This is a genomic window from Curtobacterium sp. NPDC087080 (genome assembly GCF_044745105.1).
Taxonomy (GTDB): Bacteria; Actinomycetota; Actinomycetes; order Actinomycetales; family Microbacteriaceae; genus Curtobacterium.
This window is the reverse complement of the sequence record NZ_JBIUZP010000002.1, coordinates 396286-413546: the sequence shown is the minus strand read 5'-3', so window position 1 is coordinate 413546 and position 17261 is coordinate 396286. Positions and strand designations below refer to the sequence as shown.

The window sequence follows — 17261 nt, the reverse complement described above, 5'->3', positions numbered from 1 at the left end:
ATCAGCCCTTGGCCGCAGCCTGGTTGGTGGTCTCGACGATGTCCTTCGCGTTGCCCTTGCCGGCGAGCAGGTCGACGACGCTGGTGTTCAGCGCGTTGCCGACGTTCTGGCCGTACAGGGTGTCGAGGTACTGCGAGACGAACGGTGCCTCCTGGTAGGCCGCGAGGGCCGTCTTCAGGTAGGGCTCGGAGACGACCGACTGGGCGTCCTTGTTGACGGGGATCGCGTTGAAGGCCTTGTAGTAGGCCTCCTGGTTGTCCTTCTGCACGATGAAGTTGAGGAAGTCGGTGCAGGCCTTCTTCGGGGCCTGTGCCGAGCAGGAGTTGCCGTCGACACCACCCATCATCGACTTCGGGTCACCCTTCCCGCCGTCGACCGCCGGGAACGGGAACCAGCCGAGGTCCTGCAGCGGCTTGGAGTCCGGGGTGAGCGAGGCGATCACGCCCGGGTCCCAGGCCCCCATCAGCTCCATCGCGGCCTTGTGGTTCGCCAGGAGTCCGGCCGAGCTGCCGGCACCCTGCTGGGCGGCGGTGGTCAGGAAGCCCTGGTTGAACGGCTCCGTCTTGTTGAAGTCCTCGAGCTGCTGACCGGCCTTGGTCCAGCAGGCGTCGTCGAACTTCAGCGTCTTCGCGGCGTCGTTCAGCGTCTTCTCGCTGCACTCGCGGAGCGCGAAGTTGTAGTACCAGTGCGCGGCGGGCCAGGCGTCCTTCGCGCCGACGGCGACCGGGTCGATGTCCTTCGCCTTGAGCTTGGCGACGTCCTCGTTCAGCTGGTCCATCGTGGTCGGGGTGCCCTCGATGCCGGCCTCGGCGAACAGGTCCTTCGAGTACCAGATGCCCTCGGGGAGAACGGCGCCCGGCATCGCGTAGGTCTTGCCGTCCTTCTCGTACCCGGCGAAGGTGCCCTTGCTGATCGACTGCTTCGCGTCGGCGCTGATCGAGTCGGAGATGTCCATCAGCTGACCGGCTGCGATCATCGCGTCCATCTTGCCGCCGCCGCGCTGCAGGAAGACGTCCGGACCGTCGCCGGAGTTCAGCGCGGTCTGGAGCTTGCCGTCGAGATCCTCGTTCTGGATCGCCTGGACCTTGATCGTGACGTTCGGGTACTTCTGCTCGAAGGCCTTGACGGTGTCGTCCCAGTAGGCCTTGCCCGGACCGGTGGTCGAGTTGTGCCAGAAGGTCATCGTGACCTTGCCGCCGTCCTGGGACGGGTCGCTGCCGCCGGCGGAACAGCCCGCCATCGTGAGCGCGGTGGCCCCGACCAGCGCGATGGCTGCCGCGGCACGGATCTTCCTCGTCATCGTGGAACTCCTCGGTGTCGTCGTTGACGTTCGCGGCAGTCGATGCCGCTGCGGAGAGCGTGCCAGGTGCTCCGCAGCGTTGTCAATCGTTATCGATAACGTTTTCTAACCGTGATGCGCGGACTGGCGGAATGCGGCTCCGGCGGTACGGTGAGCACATGCAGACCGCCGTCGACTCCACGCCCGGACCGGGGCGGGTCACGATCGCGGACGTCGCGCGCGCCGCAGGCGTCTCGATCCCGACCGTGTCGAAGGTGGTCAACAACCGTGACGGCGTCGCACCCGCGACGATGCTCCGCGTGCAGGAGGTCGTCGAGCGCCTGGGCTACGAGACGTCCCTGGTCGCACGGAGCCTGCGGAGCTCGCGCACGAACGTGATCGGCATCCTCGTGCCCGAGTTCGAGCCGTTCTCGACCGAGCTCCTGCGCGGTGTCTCGGCGGCGACCACGGGCACCGGCTACGAGCTGCTCGCCTACGCCGGGCTCGAGGCCGGCACCGGGCAGCCCGGCTGGGAACGACGATCGCTCTCACGCCTGTCCGGCACGCTGATCGACGGCGCGATCGTCGTCACCCCGTCCGCCGCCCTGTCGGGAGCGTCGATCCCCGTCGTGGCGATCGACCCGCACACCGGCCCGGAGGGCCACGCCACCGTCGACACCGACAACGCCGCCGGGGCCCGGGACGCCGTGGAGCACCTGCTCGGCCTCGGGCACACCCGCATCGCCCACGTGCAGGGCCGCGGCGACCTGGCGTCGTCGCAGCTCCGCGAGACCGGGTACCGGGACGCCCTCGCCGCCGCGGGCATCACGGTCGACGAGCGGCTCGTGCGGGCCGGCGACTATCAAGAGGAGCGCTCCGCCGCCGTGGCGCACGACCTCCTGACGCTGCCGGACCGCCCGACGGCGGTGTTCGCGGCGAACGACTCGTCGGCCATCGGCGTGCTGCACGCCGCGGCGTCGCTGGGGCTGCGCGTGCCAGAGGACCTATCGGTGGTCGGCTTCGACGACGTCCCGCAGGCGTCGACGACCACCCCGCCGCTCACCACCGTGGCCCAGCCGCTCGCCGAACTCGGCGCGAGCGCGGTCACGATGCTCCTCGCGATGCTCCGGGGCGAGCCGACGAGCGACCACGTACGGCTGCGCTCGACGCTGCGCGTCCGCAGCAGCACGGCGCCGGCGCGCGGCTGACGCGCGGGCGCGTGGCGCGCGGCCGACACCGCGCCTCCCGTCTGCACGACGAGCGGGCCGCATCTGTCACGCTCGGCGCCGCTGGCAGCCGATCGCACCCGCTCGGCGCAGGGCCGCGGCATGTCGTGCCCGCTCGGCCGTCGCGGCAGGTCCGCGGACGGGAGGCGCGCGGTCACCTGGCACCGCGCCTCCCGTCCGGCGGCCCTCGCCTGCTGCGCGGTGGCGCGAGTCGTCCGCGGAAGCGACAGTGCGCCGCCGTCGGGAGGCGGGAGCGTGTCGCTTCCGCGGCACGGAGCGGCGCGGGCGCCGCAGCGGCCGCGCCGCCCGCGGCACAACCGAAGGCACGTCGCACCACGGCTTTCCGTGGCGCGACGTGCTCCTGGTTGTGCGCGAGCACGTCGCGCCGCAGACTGCGGCGCGGCGGCCGCACCGCCTGCGGCGCGGCGGCCGCGCCGCCCGCGGCACAACCGAAGGCACGTCGCGCCACGGCTTTCCGTGGGGCGACGTGCTCCTGGTTGTGCGCGAGCACGTCGCGCCCGCGGCCGCGGTCGCAGTCGCGACCGCGGCCGCGGCCGCGACCGCCGAGCCGCGCCGCCCTCAGCGCCGCAGGGTCTGCTTCGGGTACTCGCCGAACCGCTCGGCGTAGGACGCCGAGAACCGCCCGAGGTGCGCGAAGCCCCAGCGGCGCGCGATGTCCCCCACGGCGCCGGCCTGCGGCCCTGCCTCGAGCAGCTCCTCGTGCACGCGGTCGAGCCGCACCTGGCGCAGGTAGGTCAGCGGGGAGACGTCGAACACCCGGCGGAACGACTCCTGCACGGACCGGACGCTGAGCCCGGCGGCCTCGGACAGGTCGACGATCGACACGGGCTCGGCGGCGTGCGCGTGGATGTACTCGACGGCGGCCCGGAGCCGGGCGTTCCGCGGCTGCTCGAGCACGTCGGGCAGGCTGCCGCTCTGCGGCGGGAACATGTCGAGGAAGACCTCGGCGGCGGCGACCTTGGCGTCCTGCCAGACGTCCGAGTCCGGCCCGCCCACGCGGAGCGCCCGCGAGAGCGCCGTCAGCGCCCCCTGCCACCGGTGCCCGATCGACTCGTCGGCGCCGCGTCGCGCGTCGAAGCGCAGCGGTCGGTCCGCGACGTCCGTCCGTGTCGCGGCGACCCGCCGGACGAACTCGCGGTCGAAGTGCACCAGACGCTGGTCGTAGTCCGCGGTGACGAAGCCGAACTCCTCGTCGGCGGGGAACATCACCGGCACGTCCAGGAGCATCGGCCAGCGCTCCCCGCGCACCTCGAGTTCCCCCGTCCCCGTGCTGATCCAGGTCACCACGTAGTCGACCGATCCCGAGGGCATCCACCCGCGGATCTCGCCGTGCATCTGCGACCGGCGGATGGTGACCTCGCTGTCACCGATCGCCGTGTACCGGTAGTCGAACCGCCCGTGCGACGGGACGGCGCTCCACCGCTCCCCCGCGTAGATGCCGCCCAGGTCGCGGACGGCGGTGTCCGGGCGCGTCCCGGCGACCTCGAAGCGCACCGGCGCGATCGTCCCCTCGGCGCCGAACGCCTCGATCAAGGGATCAGCCACGACGATCCTGTCCACGATCGTCTGTCCACATGACGCATGCTTCCTCGTTATACGGATACGGTTCCAGGGTGGGTGCGGCGTAGTGTCGCGCAGGACCGACGCACTCGGAGGGGGCGACCACGTGAGTGAGATCGACCTGACCGCCGCGATCACCCGGCTGGAGGCCGCGATGGGCGCGCTCCGGGGTCGACTGCGCGAACGGCTCTCGGTGTCCGGTTCCGACCTGACGGTCCTGCAGTTCGTCGCGCGGGCCGCGGCCGCCGGACGCACGGTGCGGGTGAAGGACCTCGTCTCGCACCTCGGGCTCTCGAGCCCAGCGGTCACCGGAACGGTCGACCGGCTCGAGCGCGCCGGACACCTGTGCCGCGTGCCGAACCCGGAGGACGGCCGCAGCCGGTACATCGAACTGACCCCGGAGACGCAACGCGCCTACGCGGCCGCGATGGACAGCACGAACGAGCACCTGCACGAGCTCCTGTCCTCCTTCTCCGAGCGCGAGACCACGCGGTACGTCCGCGTGATCGATCGAGTGATCGAGGCGCTCGAGTACGGCGCTCCGACCCCTTGACGGCAGGCTACGGGCGGCTGGGGACCCTGCTCGAACATTTGTCCAACAAGCGCAGTTAGGTCAGTTCCCGACCTACATCGGCGGACGCGGGACGCCGTTGCACGTACCGTCGCCCTCGGGTACCCCCACACGGGGGTGGATCAGGGAAACGGGGAGGAACCATGGGTTCGTACCAGTCCGAGCCGGGCATCGACCCGGTGCGCATCGAGACGTTCCGTCGGATGCGCAAGCGTTGGAAGTACGGCGAGCTGCAGGACGTCAACGGCCTGTACGCCGACTTCTTCACCGACACCGCACGCGACGGACGTCGCTGACGGCACGTGACCGGCCCGGCTCGCGACGAGCGCGCACCGCACCGGTGACGGACGGGAGGCCCGTGGCGGGATCGCCACGGGCCTCCCGTCCGTCGCGGGGTCGGTGACCGGTCCGTGGTCACCGACCCCGCGGACGTCACCCCTTCACCGCACCGCTGGTGAGCCCGGAGACGATCGATCGGCGGAACACCAGCACGAGGATGACGATCGGGATCGTCGCCGCGACGCTCGCCGCGAAGATCTGCGCGAACGGCACCGTGAACTGCGTACCGAACAGGGCGATGCCGACCGGGATGGTGCGGAACGAGTTCTCGCTGTTGAACGTCAGCGCCATGAGGAACTCGCTCCACGACGCCGTGAACGTGAAGACGCCGACGGTGAACAGTCCGGGCTTCGCCATCGGCAGGATCACCGACAGCACGGTGCGCCAGGCGCCGGCGCCGTCGATCTCGGAGGCCTCCTCGATGGTGGAGGGGATCCCCTGCAGGTAGTTGCGCATGATCCAGATGGCGAACGGCAGGTTGAACGCGACGTACGGCACGATCAGGCCCGGGTACGAGTCGAGCAGCCCGAGGTTCCGCTCGAGCAGGTACAGCGGCGTCAGGACCGCGATCGCCGGGAAGACCGACAGCATGAGCAGCGAGGTCATGATCGCCGTCCGGCCCTTGATCCACCGCCCGGCGAGGGCGTAGCCGGCGAGGAACGACAGTGCCAGCACGACCACGGTGGTGGCCACCGACACCACGATGCTGTTGACCATGTACTGCCCGAGGGCGTTGTCGCGGAAGGCCACGACGAAGTTGTCGAACGTGAGCGACCGCGGCACGACGGTCGGCGGCGACTGCGCGATCTCCGACGACGGCTTGAGCGACGTGGAGACGAGCCAGTAGAGCGGCAGCGCGGTGAGCACGGCGATCACGACACCGCTGACGTTGACGGTGTTGACCCACTTCCGCCAGCCCTTGCGGACACGTTGACGGGGCATCAGGCATCCCCTCCCTTCGCCTGGTTCCGGAACGCCCGCAGGAAGAGCAGGCACCCGACGACCACGATGACCGCGGTGCTGGTCGCGATCGCGGCGCCCGGTCCGATGTTGATGTCCTGGAAGAGCACCTTGTAGCCCATGATCGCGAGCGACTGGGTGGTGGTGCCCGGTCCGCCGTTCGTCAGCACGAACGGCAGGTCGAAGACGCCGAACGCCTGCAGCACGCGGAACAGGACCGCGATCGTCAGGGTCGGGGCCAGCTGCGGGACGACGACCCGCCAGAACGTCTGCCACCCGTTCGCCCCGTCGAGCTCGGCGGCCTCGTACAGGTCCTCCGAGATCTGGACGAGGCCCGCGAGCAGGATGATCGCGACGAACGGTGTCGTCTTCCAGATGTCCGCCACCATCAGGCCGGTGATCGCGGGGACCGGTTCGCCGAGGATCACCGGGGCGTCGCCGAACAGGCCGAAGAACCACGTCGCGACGCCGTACGTCGAGTCGTAGATGTACTTCCAGAGCTGCGCGTTGACGATCGTCACGAGCGACCACGGCACGAGGAGCAGCGCGAGCATCCACCCGCGGGTGACCCCGAGCCGCTCGAGCACCAGGGCGACGAGCATGCCGAGCACGAGCTCCACGGACACCGTGACGACGGTGTAGAGCACCGTGAAGCCGAGTGCCCGGTACCAGTCGGCGCTCTGCAGCAGGGCCGCGTAGTTGCCGAGGCCGAAGCCCTGGATCGTGAAGCCGTCGTAGCCGATCTCGACGTCCGCGAAGCTCAGGACGATCGAGTACACCACCGGGAAGATCGTCACCGCGGCGACGACCAGGAGCGCCGGGGCCGCGAAGCCCCACGCGCCACGGGCACGGACGCGCTCCATCCGCGACCGTGCGGTCGTCGGGCGGTACCGGCCGGGCTTCCCGGTGCCCGGCGTCCGTCCGCCGGTCTCGCCGGCCGAGGTCCGCGTCGCGGTGCCGGCGCTCACAGCGCGTCCCCGGTCAGGGCGAGCGAGATGGCCGAGGCCATCGAACGGGTGCCGCCGTCGACCGATGCCTGGCCGCCGAGGATGCTGTTGCCGTTCTGGTAGACGCCCTGCGAGACCTTCGGGTAGTACGCCGTCGAGGTCGGGCGGGGCACGAGGGTGATGCCCGCCGCGGTGTCGTACGTCGGGCGGTCCTGCCGCTTCGCGTCGTCGCTGACCAGGCTCGCGCTGCGGGCCGGCAGGACGCCGCCCTCGCGGGTGAGGAACTGCTGCGCCGTCTCGCTCGACATCCACGCCGCGAAGGTCAGCGCCGCCGCGGGCTGCTGGGTGTGCGGGTTGATGTAGTTCCCCCACCCGCCGATCGTCGAGTGGTGCTCGTCCATGCCGTCGAACGTCGGGCGGGGCGCGAGGCCGACCTTGCCGGCGACCGCCGAGTCCGGACCGTTCGCGATGCCCCAGGCGTACGACCAGTTGCGCAGGAACGCGGCGCGGCCGCCCGCGAAGGCGTCGTTCGTGTCCTGCTCCTGGTACGTCAGGGTCGCACGGGGAGCGGCGCCGTCGGTGATGAGCGAGCGCATGAACTCGAACGCACGCTTGGTCTCCGAGCTCGTCGTCGCGGGCTTCGTGAGGTCGTCGTTGAGCAGCGACCCGCCGGCGTCCGCGACGAACTCGGTCACGTTGCAGGTGAGGCCCTCGTACACGTCGCCCTGGAACGCCAGCCCGTAGTCGACGTCGCCGGTGTCCACGAGCTTCTTCGCGGTGTCCTTGACCTCCTCCCACGAGCGCGGGACCTGGAGCCCGTGCTTGTCGAGGAGGTCCTGCCGGTACAGGAAGAACGACTCGTCGATGTAGAGCGGGAACATGTAGTAGGTCCCGTCGACGCTCGCCGCCAGGCGGAGCCCCTCCGGGAACTGCTCGAAGAAGTCCTCGCCGACGAGCTGGTCCACCGGGGTCGCGAGCTTGTTCTTCGCGAACTGCCCGGGCCACGCGACGTCGCCCAGGTACACGTCGGGCGTCGGACTGCCCGCGGCGATCTGCGTCGTCAGGCTGGTGCGGTTCGTGTCGGTGTCGCTCGGGGCACTGACGATCCGCACGCGGATGTTCGGGTGCTCCTTCTGGAACTCCGCGATGAGCCGACGGCGGAGGTCGCCGCCGTCCTTCGAGGCGACCTGCCCCGCCCACCAGCTGATCGTGACGTCTCCCTCGGGCGGGTCGGTGGGCCACTCCTCGACGGTGGTGCGCTCCGGCCGGGTGGAGCACCCGGCGAGCAGCAGCACCCCCGTGCCCCCGAGCAGGAAGAGCCTGCGGTCGATTGCCATCCGTCCTCCTCGACGAAGGGTGCGCGAGCACCCGGCGATCTCGTTGCCCAACAGAACCAAGCGCTCCTGAGCGGTCGCACAGGGAACGTGAGTAGGAGACGGACGGGAGGCACGGTGCGGGCCCGCCACGTGCCTCCCGTCCGGCTGCGGGCAGGGCGGTCGGCGGGCGGCGGTCGGCGGTCGGCGGTCGAGACTCGCGCTGCCCGACCGTCCTCGTGGCCCGCGTCCCGAGGAACGTCGCTGGGGGCGAGACTCGCCGGCGGCCGGCGGCCTGCCTCGGGTCAGCGCGTGGGGGCGGCGGCCGTCGACTCGGCGGGCCGGAGCACGCAGGGCAGCAGGAAGTGCGGCAGCTCGACCGATGTACCGTCGAGGCGGTCGATCAGCGCGTCCGCCGCGCGGACGCCGAGCTCGCGACCGGGCGCGATCATCGTGGAGAGGCGCGGGTGGTGCTGGTCCCCCGCTGCCGCGGAGGACGCGATGCTCAGGACCGAGACGTCGTCCGGCACCCGTCGGCCCGCGGCGTACAGGCCGACGAGCAGCCCGGCGGACGAGTCGTCCTTCATCACGAGCACCGCGGTGACGTCGGGGTCGGCCTCGAGCAGGCGCCGTGCAGCGTCGCGGCCGCCCTCGCTCCCGGGGCCGGCGTACACGATCGTTCCCGCACCGCCGCGCTCCGCGACCGAGCGGCGGAAGGTGTCCTCGACGCGCAGGTGCGGCGCGTACCCGGCCATGGGCGTGCCCTCGAGGTTCTCGAGCACGAGCCCGAAGCGCCGGTGGCCCAGGTCCTGCAGGTGGTCGAGGCCGTCCTCGATGGTGGTCTCGAAGTCGATGTCCACGTACGGCAGCTCGTCCGCGTCACGCGTCCGGCCGATCAGGGTGAACGGGACGCCGAGCTCCGACAGCTTGACGACGCGCGGGTCGTCCATCCGCACCTCCATGAGCACGACGCCGTCGACGAGACCGCCGGAGACCAGGTCGTCGAGGTCGTCGCCCGCCGGGTCGACCGGCCACAGCACCAGGTGGTAGCCCCGTTCGGAGGCCCGCTCGGCGGCGTTCATGAAGAACTCGGACGTGGTCGGACTGAAGCGGTTGCCCGTGGTCGGGAACAGCAGGGCGATGATCCGGGTCCGTCGGCTCGCGAGGGCGCGCGCCACGACGTTGCCGCGGAACTTCAGCTCGCGCATCGCCGCGGTGACCTTCGCCGTGGTGGCCGGCGTGACGTACTTCGTGCCGTTCACCACGAACGACACCGTCGCGATGGAGACGCCGGCACGGTCGGCGACCTGCTGCATCGTGGCCATCGGACCCTCCTGATCGATCGGTACCGCCCGGCATCGGGGCACGTCCAGGAGCAGGACGGCGACGGTGCCGGCCTGCCCCGCGTGCGCTGCGGTGGTCCTGAGCATAGTCCCGTGACGGAACCAGAAAAGCGCTTTACAGGTGAAGCGCTTTTCTGTTAGCTTCTCGCCCCAGGACCACCGCGACGACGACGTCAGTGGAGTCGACGCACCGTGTCCTTCCCCGCATCCGCGAAGAGAAGAGCAGTGCAATGAAGCCTGGTTTCCGCTCCACGTCCCGCCGGGGCCGCGCCCTCGTCGGCGCCGCCGCGATCGTCGCGACGGTCCCCCTCGTCCTGACCGGGTGCTCCGGCGCCGGCAACGCGTCGTCGTCCGGCGGCGGGAAGACCCTCACGATCGAGGACTACTACGACGCGAACTACGACCCCGTGTACCAGCAGTGCGCGAAGGACGTCGGCGTCGAGGTGAAGATCAACCACGTCGCCGGAGCCGGTCTCATCTCGAAGGTCCTGCAGCAGGCGTCGTCGCGCACCCTGCCCGACGTGCTCATGCTCGACAACCCCGACGTCCAGCAGATCGCCTCGTCCGGAGCGCTCTCCGACCTCGCCGACTACGGTCTCGACGCGGACGACGACGTCCCCGGCGTGAAGGGCGCGAACACCTTCGAGGGCAAGCTCTACGGTCTGCAGCCGAACACGAACTCCATCGCGCTGTACTACAACAAGAAGCTGCTCGCCGACGCCGGCGTCCAGCCGCCCAAGACGTGGGACGAGCTGAAGGAAGCGGCGAAGAAGCTCACGAACGGGTCGACGTACGGCTTCGCGATGAGCAACATCAACACCTACGAGGGCACCTGGCAGTTCCTGCCGTTCTTCTGGTCGAACGGCGGTGACGAGAAGAACATCGCGACGCCCGAGGCCGCGCAGGCGCTGCAGCTCGTGCAGGACCTGCAGGACGACGGCTCGATGTCGAAGAGCTCGATCAACTGGGCACAGGCCGACGTCAACAACCAGTTCATCGCCGGCAAGGCCGCGATGATGATCAACGGTCCGTGGCAGCTGCCCGCACTCAAGAAGGCGAAGGACCTGGAGTTCGACAGCGTCCCGATCCCGACGCGCACCGGGTCCGAGACCGTCGCCCCGCTCGGCGGCGAGGCCTTCACCGTCCCGCAGACCGGGAACAAGGACACCATGCAGCTCGCCGGCAAGTTCGTCGGGTGCCTGAACAGCGACAAGATGCAGGCCGTCCTGGCCGGGGTCAGCGGGAACGTGCCCACCAACATCGAGGTCGGCAAGAAGTGGGCCGAGGACCACGCCGACGTGGCCTCGTTCGTCACCACCGTGCAGACCGCCCGCGCGCGCACCGGCGAGCTCGGACCGGACTGGCCCAAGGCCGCCACGAAGATCTACACCGCCGTCCAGCTCGCGCTGACCGGCAAGGCCGACCCCGAGCAGGCGCTCGAGCAGGCGCAGTCGCAGAACCAGTAGCGGAGCCGGGGAGCCGGTCGCGAGACCGGCTCCCCGCCCCTGACGGAAGGACCTGACATGAGCGCCTCCACGCAGATCCGGCCCCGGGCGACGACGCCCGCGGCCCCCGCCCGCCCCGGACAGCGCCGCGCGCGCCTCCGTTCGACCATCACCCGCTGGCTCTTCGTCGTGCCGGCCGCGGTGTTCGTCGCCCTGTTCTTCGGCTACCCCGTGGTCAAGAACGTCGTGATGTCGTTCCAGGACTACACGACGAAGACCTTCTTCACCGGCGAGGCCCCCTGGGTCGGCCTCGGCAACTACGTCGCGGTCTTCTCGAGCAGCGTCTTCACGACCAGCGTCGTCAACACCGCCCTGTTCACCGCGGGCTCGATCGTCCTGCAGTTCGTCCTCGGCCTCGGCCTCGCGCTGTTCTTCCGGCGGCACTTCCCGCTGTCGGGCTTCCTGCGCGGCCTGCTGCTCCTGCCGTGGCTGCTGCCCCTCATCGCGTCGAGCGCGGTGTGGAAGTGGCTGCTCGACCAGGACAGCGGTGCACTGAACCAGCTGCTCGGCGTCGTCGGCATCGGCCCGGTGCCGTGGCTCGTCAGCCCGAGCCTGGCCCTCATCGCCGTGATCGGCGTGAACGTCTGGCTCGGCATCCCCTTCAACACGACGATCCTGTACAGCGGGCTGCAGTCCGTCCCGCCGGAGCTCTACGAAGCGGGCGCCCTCGACGGTGCCACCGGGTTCAAGGCGTTCTGGTACATCACCTGGCCGAGCATCCGGAGCGTCGTGAGCGTGGTGATCGTGCTCGGGGTCGTCTACACGCTGAAGGTCGTCGACATCATCCTCGGCCTGACCGGCGGCGGTCCCGCGAACTCGACGCAGACCCTCGCCACGAACGCCTACCACCAGTCGTTCATCAACTTCCAGTTCGGCATCGGAGCCGCGGTGAGCAACGTGCTCATCGTCGTCTCGTTCGTCTTCGCGATGGTCTACATCGCGATCTCACGGAAGGCGGTCGACGAATGAGCGTCGGACTCGCGAACCAGACCGTCACCGTCACACGCGCGATCACGACGAAGCGGAGCGCGCGAGCGCCCCGACCACGCCGCACCGCGAAGGGGCTGCCCTTCACCATCCTCGGGATCGTGTTCCTCGCGATCATGATCTTCCCCGTCTACTGGATGGTGAACACCAGCCTGCAGGCCACCTCGGGTGCCGCCACCGCCACCTGGTTCCCGTGGAACCCGACGTTCGCCGGGTACCGGGCCGCGTTCGCCCAGCAGGGGCAGAACTTCGTGTCGAGCATGATCATCGGCCTCGGCACCGTCGTGCTGACGCTGGCGATCGCGACCCCGGCGGCGTACGGCCTCGCCCGGTTCCGGATGCGCGGCACGAAGGTGTTCCTGCTCGTGCTGCTCATCACGCAGATGATCCCCGGCATCGTCATCGCCAACGCGCTCTACACGCTGTTCAACAACGTCGGGCTCCTGAACAGCTACGTCGGGCTGATCCTGGCCGACAGCGCCGTGCAGGTGCCGTTCGCGATCCTGCTCATGCGGGCGTTCATGGAGTCGATCCCGCCGAGCCTCGTCGAGGCCGCGCTGGTCGACGGCGCGAACGACCTGCGGGCCTTCGTGTCGATCGTCCTGCCGATCAGCCGCAACGCCATCGTCACCGCGGCACTGTTCACCTTCCTCGGTGCCTGGGGCGACTTCCTCATCGCCCTCACCCTCACCTCGACCGACGCGGTCCGCCCGATCACGCTCGGCATCTACAACTACATCGGCTCGAACGTCACCGACTGGGGGCCCGTCATGGCGACGTCGGTCCTCGCGTCACTGCCGGCGGCCGTGCTCCTCATCGTCGCCCAGCGCTACATCTCCGCCGGTGCACTCGGCGGCGCGGTCAAGTGACGACCGCCCCCGCCGGTGCACCCCGCCACTCCTCCAGGAAGGCCCACACCATGACCACCACCCCGCTGCGCATCACCGTCTGGGGCGAGAACGTCCACGAGCAGGTCGAGCAGCACGTCGCCGAGCGCTACCCCGACGGCATGCACGGCGCCATCGCCGACGGCATCCGCGAGAACCTGCCCGACGCCGTCGTCCGGACCGCGACCATGCAGGAGCCCGAGCACGGACTGTCCGAGGCAGTGCTCGCCGAGACCGACGTCCTGACCTGGTGGGGGCACGCCGCCCACGCCGACGTCGACGACGCCGTGGTCGACCGCGTCCACAAGCACGTCCTGTCCGGCATGGGCCTGGTCGTCCTGCACTCCGGCCACTGGTCGAAGATCTTCGGCAAGCTCATGGGCACCACGTGCACCCTGCGCTGGCGGAGCGAGCACGACCAGGAACTCGTCTGGACCGTCAACCCGCAGCACCCGATCACGCGGGGCGTCCCGAACCCGATCGTCATCCCCGAGCAGGAGATGTACGGCGAGTACTTCGACGTGCCCACGCCCGACGAGCTCGTCTTCATCTCCGGGTTCACCGGCGGCGAGGTCTTCCGGAGCGGCATGACCTACCGTCGCGGCCTCGGGAAGATCTTCTACTTCTCCCCCGGCGACCAGGACTTCCCCGTGTACCACCACCCGGACGTCCGACGCGTCGTCGCCAACGGGGCCGAGTGGGCCCGACCGGACCGCGAGCGGGAGCTCCCGACGCTGCGCCGCTACGACCTCGGCGAGTACTTCGAGGGCCAGCACTACCGCGGCCCGTTCGACGACGCCCCCGAGGACGAGGGCACCGCACCCACCGAGCCCGCGGCCGCCGAGCCCGCAGCCGCCGAGCCCGCAGCGTCCGCCGAGGCCCGCGCATGACCGAGCACGCCCCGCTACGGGTCGTGCAGGTCGGCGCCGGCGGGATGGGCCGCGCCTGGCTCGGCACCGTCGCCGCCGACCCGGACGTCGAGCTCGTCGGCGTCGTCGACCTCGACCTCGACGCCGCGCGGGCCGGGGCCGAACTCGCCGGCTCCCCGACGATCCCGGTCGGGCGCGACCTGCCCGCACTCCTGGCGGAGACCGGTGCCGAGGCCGTCCTCGACATCACGGTGCCCGTCGCCCACCACCCGGTGACGATGGACGCCCTGCACGCCGGCCTCCCCGTGCTCGGCGAGAAGCCCGCGGCGCAGACCGTCGCCGAGGCGCTCTCCCTCGCAGCCGCCGCCGAGGCGACCGGACAGCTCTTCATGGTGTCCCAGTCGCGCCGCTACAACGACCAGCTCGTCGCCTTCCGGCAGCACGTCCGCGCGCTCGGCGGTGTCGGCAGCCTGGGCACCCGCTTCGCGAAGGCCCCGCACTTCGGCGGCTTCCGCGAGGAGATGGACGACGTGCTGCTCCTCGACATGGCGATCCACGCGTTCGACTCCGCCCGGTACGTGCTCGAACGCGAACCCGTGTCGGTGTACTGCGAGTCGTGGAACCCGTCGTGGTCCTGGTACCGGGGGGACGCGAACGCCGCCGCGGTCTTCGCCTTCGAGGACGACGTCCGCTACGTCTACGACGGCTCGTGGTGCGCGCCCGGCGACGAGACCTCGTGGAACGGCGACTGGCACGCGTCCGGCGCGTCGGGCTCCGCCGCGTGGGACGGCGACCACGACCCGTCGAGCGTGATCGACGACGCACCCGGCACCCCGGCAGGTGCGCCCGGGGTCGGCACGGAGATCGCCGGGGCGCTCGCGTCGTTCGTCCGGGCCGTCCGGACCGGGACCACCCCCGACGGCGAGGTCCACGGCAACGTGATGAGCCTGGTCATGGTCGACGCGGCGATCGCCTCGGCCCGCTCGGGACAGCGCGTCGTGGTCGACGACGTGCTCGAGCAGGCCCACGCGACGGCGCTCGAGGTCGAGCGGGACGACGCCGTCCGCGAGCGGCTCGCCGCGTGGGGCTCGGTGCGGCAGGCGCTCGCCTCCGCGCCCGACCGGACGCCGGCCGGCTGACGCACCCACGGACGGACGGGAGGCGCGGTGCCAGCTGGCACCGCGCCTCCCGTCCGTCCCGGGTCGCCCCGCCCCGCCCGGCGGATCCGCGCGTACCAGGCGGATCCGCGCGTACCAGGTCGTTCGTTCCGACCAGGTACGCGCGCTTCCGCTTCCCACTCCACGTGAGATGGGAAGGAACGAGCACGCGACACACGGCCCGCTCGTCCAGCAGCCGCGACCGGGACCCGAGCACAGCTCAGGCCGGTTACGGTTGCTCCGTGCGTGGACAACGGGCGTCGACCAGCGGGCAGCCGACCCCGGTCGTGCTCGTCGCCGCCGATCCCCGTCGTCGTGCCGCACGGACCCCCTGGCGACGGGTCCTCGTCGGGGTCGTCGTCGCCGCGCTGCTCGGCGGTGCGGTCGTCGCCACCGCCGGCACCCTCGTCGCGCAACGCGTCGCCGAGTCCTTCGCCGTCCGCGACGCCACCGCCGACACGGCAGCGCTCGCCCGCGTCGTGGTGGAACCCGCCCTCGTCGACGACGTCGTCGGCCGCGACCCGGGTGCCCGTGCCGTCGCACGCGCCCGACTCGACGACGCACTGGCCGGCGAGTCGCGCGCCGGTTCGACGGTGCGCCTGAAGCTCTGGGGCGCGGACGGCACCGTGCTGTGGTCGGACGAGCCCCGACTGGTGGGCGAGCGCTTCCCGCTGTCCGACGAGGACCTCGAGGCACTCCGGACCGACCGCTCCGACGCCGAGGTGTCCGACCTGGACGAGCCCGAGAACCGCTACGAACGCGGACACGGACCGCTGCTCGAGGCGTACCAGGCGGTGCACACGCCGTCCGGTGAGGCGTTGCTGTTCGAGGCGTACCGCCCCTACGACCAGGTCCTCGCCCGCGCCGCCGACCTGCGGACCGCGTTCGCCGCACTGGCGTTCGGCACGGTCGGGGTCGTCCTCCTGCTGCTCGTCCCGCTCCTGCTCTGGCTGCTCCTGCGGATCCGCGCGGGCCAGCGCCTCCGTGAGCGGCTGCTCGGGCGCGCGCTCGACGCCGAGGCCGACGAGCGACGTCGCCTCGCGGGCGAACTGCACGACGGGCCGGTGCAGGACGTCGCCGGACTGGCGCTGTCGCTCGGTGCGGTGCCCGAGACGCGGGCGGCCGCCGAGATGCTCCGGCAGGCGGTGTCCGCGCTCCGGACCTCGATGACGACCATCCGGCCGGCCGATCCCGGGCGCGACGGCCTCGGCGCGGCGCTCGACGACGCGTGTGCTCGGGCGCGAGCAGCCGGGGTGGTCACCGACGTCGACGTCGCCGAGCCGCTCGACGCGTCGGCGGCCGCCCGGACCGCGGTCGTGCGCTTCGTGCGTGAGGCCGTGTGGAACGCCGCGAAGCACGCTCGGGCATCCCGGATCAGCGTGGTCGTGCGCGCCGACCGAGGGGACCTGCTGGTGCGCGTGGCCGACGACGGGGTGGGGTTCGACCCGGCGCTCCTCGACCGTCCGGCGCCGACGGGGCACCTCGGTACGACGCTCCTGCGCGAGGTCGCCGAGGACACCGGCGGCGCGCTGCTGCTCCGGACCGCCCCGGGCGCAGGGACCACCTGGGAGCTGACGCTGCCCGCGCGGACGGAGTCACTGCGGTGAGGGTGCTGCTCGTCGACGACCACGCCCTGGTCCGGCAGGGGCTCCGCGCCGTGCTCGCGACGACGACCGACTGCGATGTGGTCGGCGAGGCGGGCACGGGCGAGGAAGCCGTGGAGCGTGCCGGCGCCCTGCACCCGGACGTCGTCGTGATGGACCTCTCGATGCCCGGTGCCGGCGGGGTCGAGGCGACGCGGACGATCCGCACCACGCTGCCGGCCGTCCGGGTGCTCGTCCTCACCACGTTCTCCGACGACGACCGCGTCCGCGCTGCCCTGACCGCCGGGGCGACCGGCTACCTGCTCAAGGACGCCACGCCCGAACAGGTGGTCGCCGCGGTCCGCTCGACGGCGCGCGACGAGGCGCCCGTCGACCCCCGCGTCGCCCGTGCCCTGCTGCCCGACGCTCCGGTCCCGGCACGCGACCGCGGCCCGGACCTGCCGCCGCGCGAGCGGGACGTGCTCGTCCGGATCGCACGCGGGCTGTCGAACCGGCAGATCGCGACCGAACTCGGGATCGCCGAGCGGACCGTGAAGGTGCACGTCGGTTCGCTCTTCCGCCGCATCGGCGTCGCCGACCGGACGAGTGCGGCGCTCTGGGCCCGCGACCACGGCTGGTGACGACCCGGCCCTCCACGTGCGGGCGGTCCGGGTACTAGTACCAAGGTCCGATGGTGCGACCACCGCGTCACGG

Annotated in this window: 16 protein-coding genes; 10 read left to right on the top strand and 6 right to left on the bottom strand. The window is 71.3% G+C overall.

The window, feature by feature from the left end; genetic code table 11:
• Position 1 precedes the first annotated feature (1 nt).
• Positions 2-1300, bottom strand: coding sequence for an ABC transporter substrate-binding protein (locus ACIPEQ_RS06180; RefSeq protein ID WP_402714496.1), 1299 nt, complete (start codon positions 1298-1300; stop codon positions 2-4).
• 158 nt (positions 1301-1458) lie between these two features.
• Between ACIPEQ_RS06180 and ACIPEQ_RS06175 the strand changes: the two genes are divergently transcribed.
• Complete coding sequence (locus tag ACIPEQ_RS06175) at positions 1459-2487, top strand: LacI family DNA-binding transcriptional regulator (protein ID WP_402714495.1); 1029 nt, start codon at positions 1459-1461, stop codon at positions 2485-2487.
• Positions 2488-3084: 597 nt separating this feature from the next.
• Here ACIPEQ_RS06175 and ACIPEQ_RS06170 read toward each other — a convergent pair.
• Positions 3085-4071: a helix-turn-helix domain-containing protein gene (locus ACIPEQ_RS06170; protein ID WP_402714494.1), complete on the bottom strand. Its 987-nt coding sequence runs from the start codon at positions 4069-4071 to the stop codon at positions 3085-3087.
• Positions 4072-4192: 121 nt separating this feature from the next.
• Here ACIPEQ_RS06170 and ACIPEQ_RS06165 point away from each other — a divergent pair, with 121 nt between their 5' ends.
• The gene (locus ACIPEQ_RS06165; RefSeq protein WP_161972686.1) at positions 4193-4639 is read left to right on the top strand and encodes a MarR family winged helix-turn-helix transcriptional regulator; all 447 of its coding nucleotides are present in this window, start codon (positions 4193-4195) and stop codon (positions 4637-4639) included.
• Positions 4640-4800: 161 nt separating this feature from the next.
• On the top strand, positions 4801-4953 hold the full coding sequence (locus ACIPEQ_RS06160; protein WP_153257449.1) for a hypothetical protein: 153 nt from the start codon (positions 4801-4803) through the stop codon (positions 4951-4953).
• 136 nt (positions 4954-5089) lie between these two features.
• Here ACIPEQ_RS06160 and ACIPEQ_RS06155 read toward each other — a convergent pair whose 3' ends face one another.
• The 4 genes from ACIPEQ_RS06155 to ACIPEQ_RS06140 form a co-directional block, all read right to left on the bottom strand.
• Positions 5090-5938: a carbohydrate ABC transporter permease gene (locus tag ACIPEQ_RS06155; RefSeq protein ID WP_402714493.1), complete on the bottom strand. Its 849-nt coding sequence runs from the start codon at positions 5936-5938 to the stop codon at positions 5090-5092.
• Positions 5938-6924: a carbohydrate ABC transporter permease gene (locus ACIPEQ_RS06150; RefSeq protein ID WP_402714492.1), complete on the bottom strand. Its 987-nt coding sequence runs from the start codon at positions 6922-6924 to the stop codon at positions 5938-5940. The genes ACIPEQ_RS06155 and ACIPEQ_RS06150 overlap by 1 nt, the downstream gene beginning before the upstream one ends.
• Positions 6921-8240: an ABC transporter substrate-binding protein gene (locus ACIPEQ_RS06145; RefSeq protein ID WP_402714491.1), complete on the bottom strand. Its 1320-nt coding sequence runs from the start codon at positions 8238-8240 to the stop codon at positions 6921-6923. Before ACIPEQ_RS06145 ends, ACIPEQ_RS06150 begins: the two co-directional genes overlap by 4 nt.
• Before the next feature lie 281 nt (positions 8241-8521).
• Positions 8522-9541, bottom strand: a complete 1020-nt coding sequence (locus ACIPEQ_RS06140) for a LacI family DNA-binding transcriptional regulator (protein WP_402714490.1) — start codon at positions 9539-9541, stop codon at positions 8522-8524.
• 248 nt (positions 9542-9789) lie between these two features.
• On the opposite strand from ACIPEQ_RS06140, the gene ACIPEQ_RS06135 reads away from it, so the two are divergent.
• The 7 genes from ACIPEQ_RS06135 to ACIPEQ_RS06105 all read left to right on the top strand — a co-directional run bounded on the left by ACIPEQ_RS06135 (position 9790) and on the right by ACIPEQ_RS06105 (position 17188).
• Positions 9790-11025 (top strand): extracellular solute-binding protein, encoded by a 1236-nt coding sequence (locus tag ACIPEQ_RS06135; RefSeq protein ID WP_402714489.1) that lies wholly within the window; start codon positions 9790-9792, stop codon positions 11023-11025.
• Between the two features lie 57 nt (positions 11026-11082).
• Positions 11083-12033 carry a carbohydrate ABC transporter permease gene (locus tag ACIPEQ_RS06130; protein WP_402714488.1) on the top strand — a complete coding sequence of 317 codons (951 nt, stop codon included), beginning with the start codon at positions 11083-11085 and terminating at the stop codon, positions 12031-12033.
• Positions 12030-12920, top strand: coding sequence for a carbohydrate ABC transporter permease (locus ACIPEQ_RS06125; RefSeq protein ID WP_349873511.1), 891 nt, complete (start codon positions 12030-12032; stop codon positions 12918-12920). The genes ACIPEQ_RS06130 and ACIPEQ_RS06125 overlap by 4 nt, the downstream gene beginning before the upstream one ends.
• Before the next feature lie 50 nt (positions 12921-12970).
• A complete protein-coding gene (locus tag ACIPEQ_RS06120) occupies positions 12971-13828 on the top strand; it encodes a ThuA domain-containing protein (protein ID WP_402714487.1) in 858 nt (285 codons plus the stop codon).
• On the top strand, positions 13825-14946 hold the full coding sequence (locus ACIPEQ_RS06115) for a Gfo/Idh/MocA family protein (protein ID WP_402714486.1): 1122 nt from the start codon (positions 13825-13827) through the stop codon (positions 14944-14946). Before ACIPEQ_RS06120 ends, ACIPEQ_RS06115 begins: the two co-directional genes overlap by 4 nt.
• A gap of 260 nt (positions 14947-15206) precedes the next feature.
• Positions 15207-16571 (top strand): sensor histidine kinase, encoded by a 1365-nt coding sequence (locus ACIPEQ_RS06110; protein WP_402714485.1) that lies wholly within the window; start codon positions 15207-15209, stop codon positions 16569-16571.
• Positions 16568-17188 (top strand): response regulator, encoded by a 621-nt coding sequence (locus ACIPEQ_RS06105; protein WP_402714484.1) that lies wholly within the window; start codon positions 16568-16570, stop codon positions 17186-17188. Before ACIPEQ_RS06110 ends, ACIPEQ_RS06105 begins: the two co-directional genes overlap by 4 nt.
• The last annotated feature ends 73 nt before the right edge of the window (positions 17189-17261 follow it).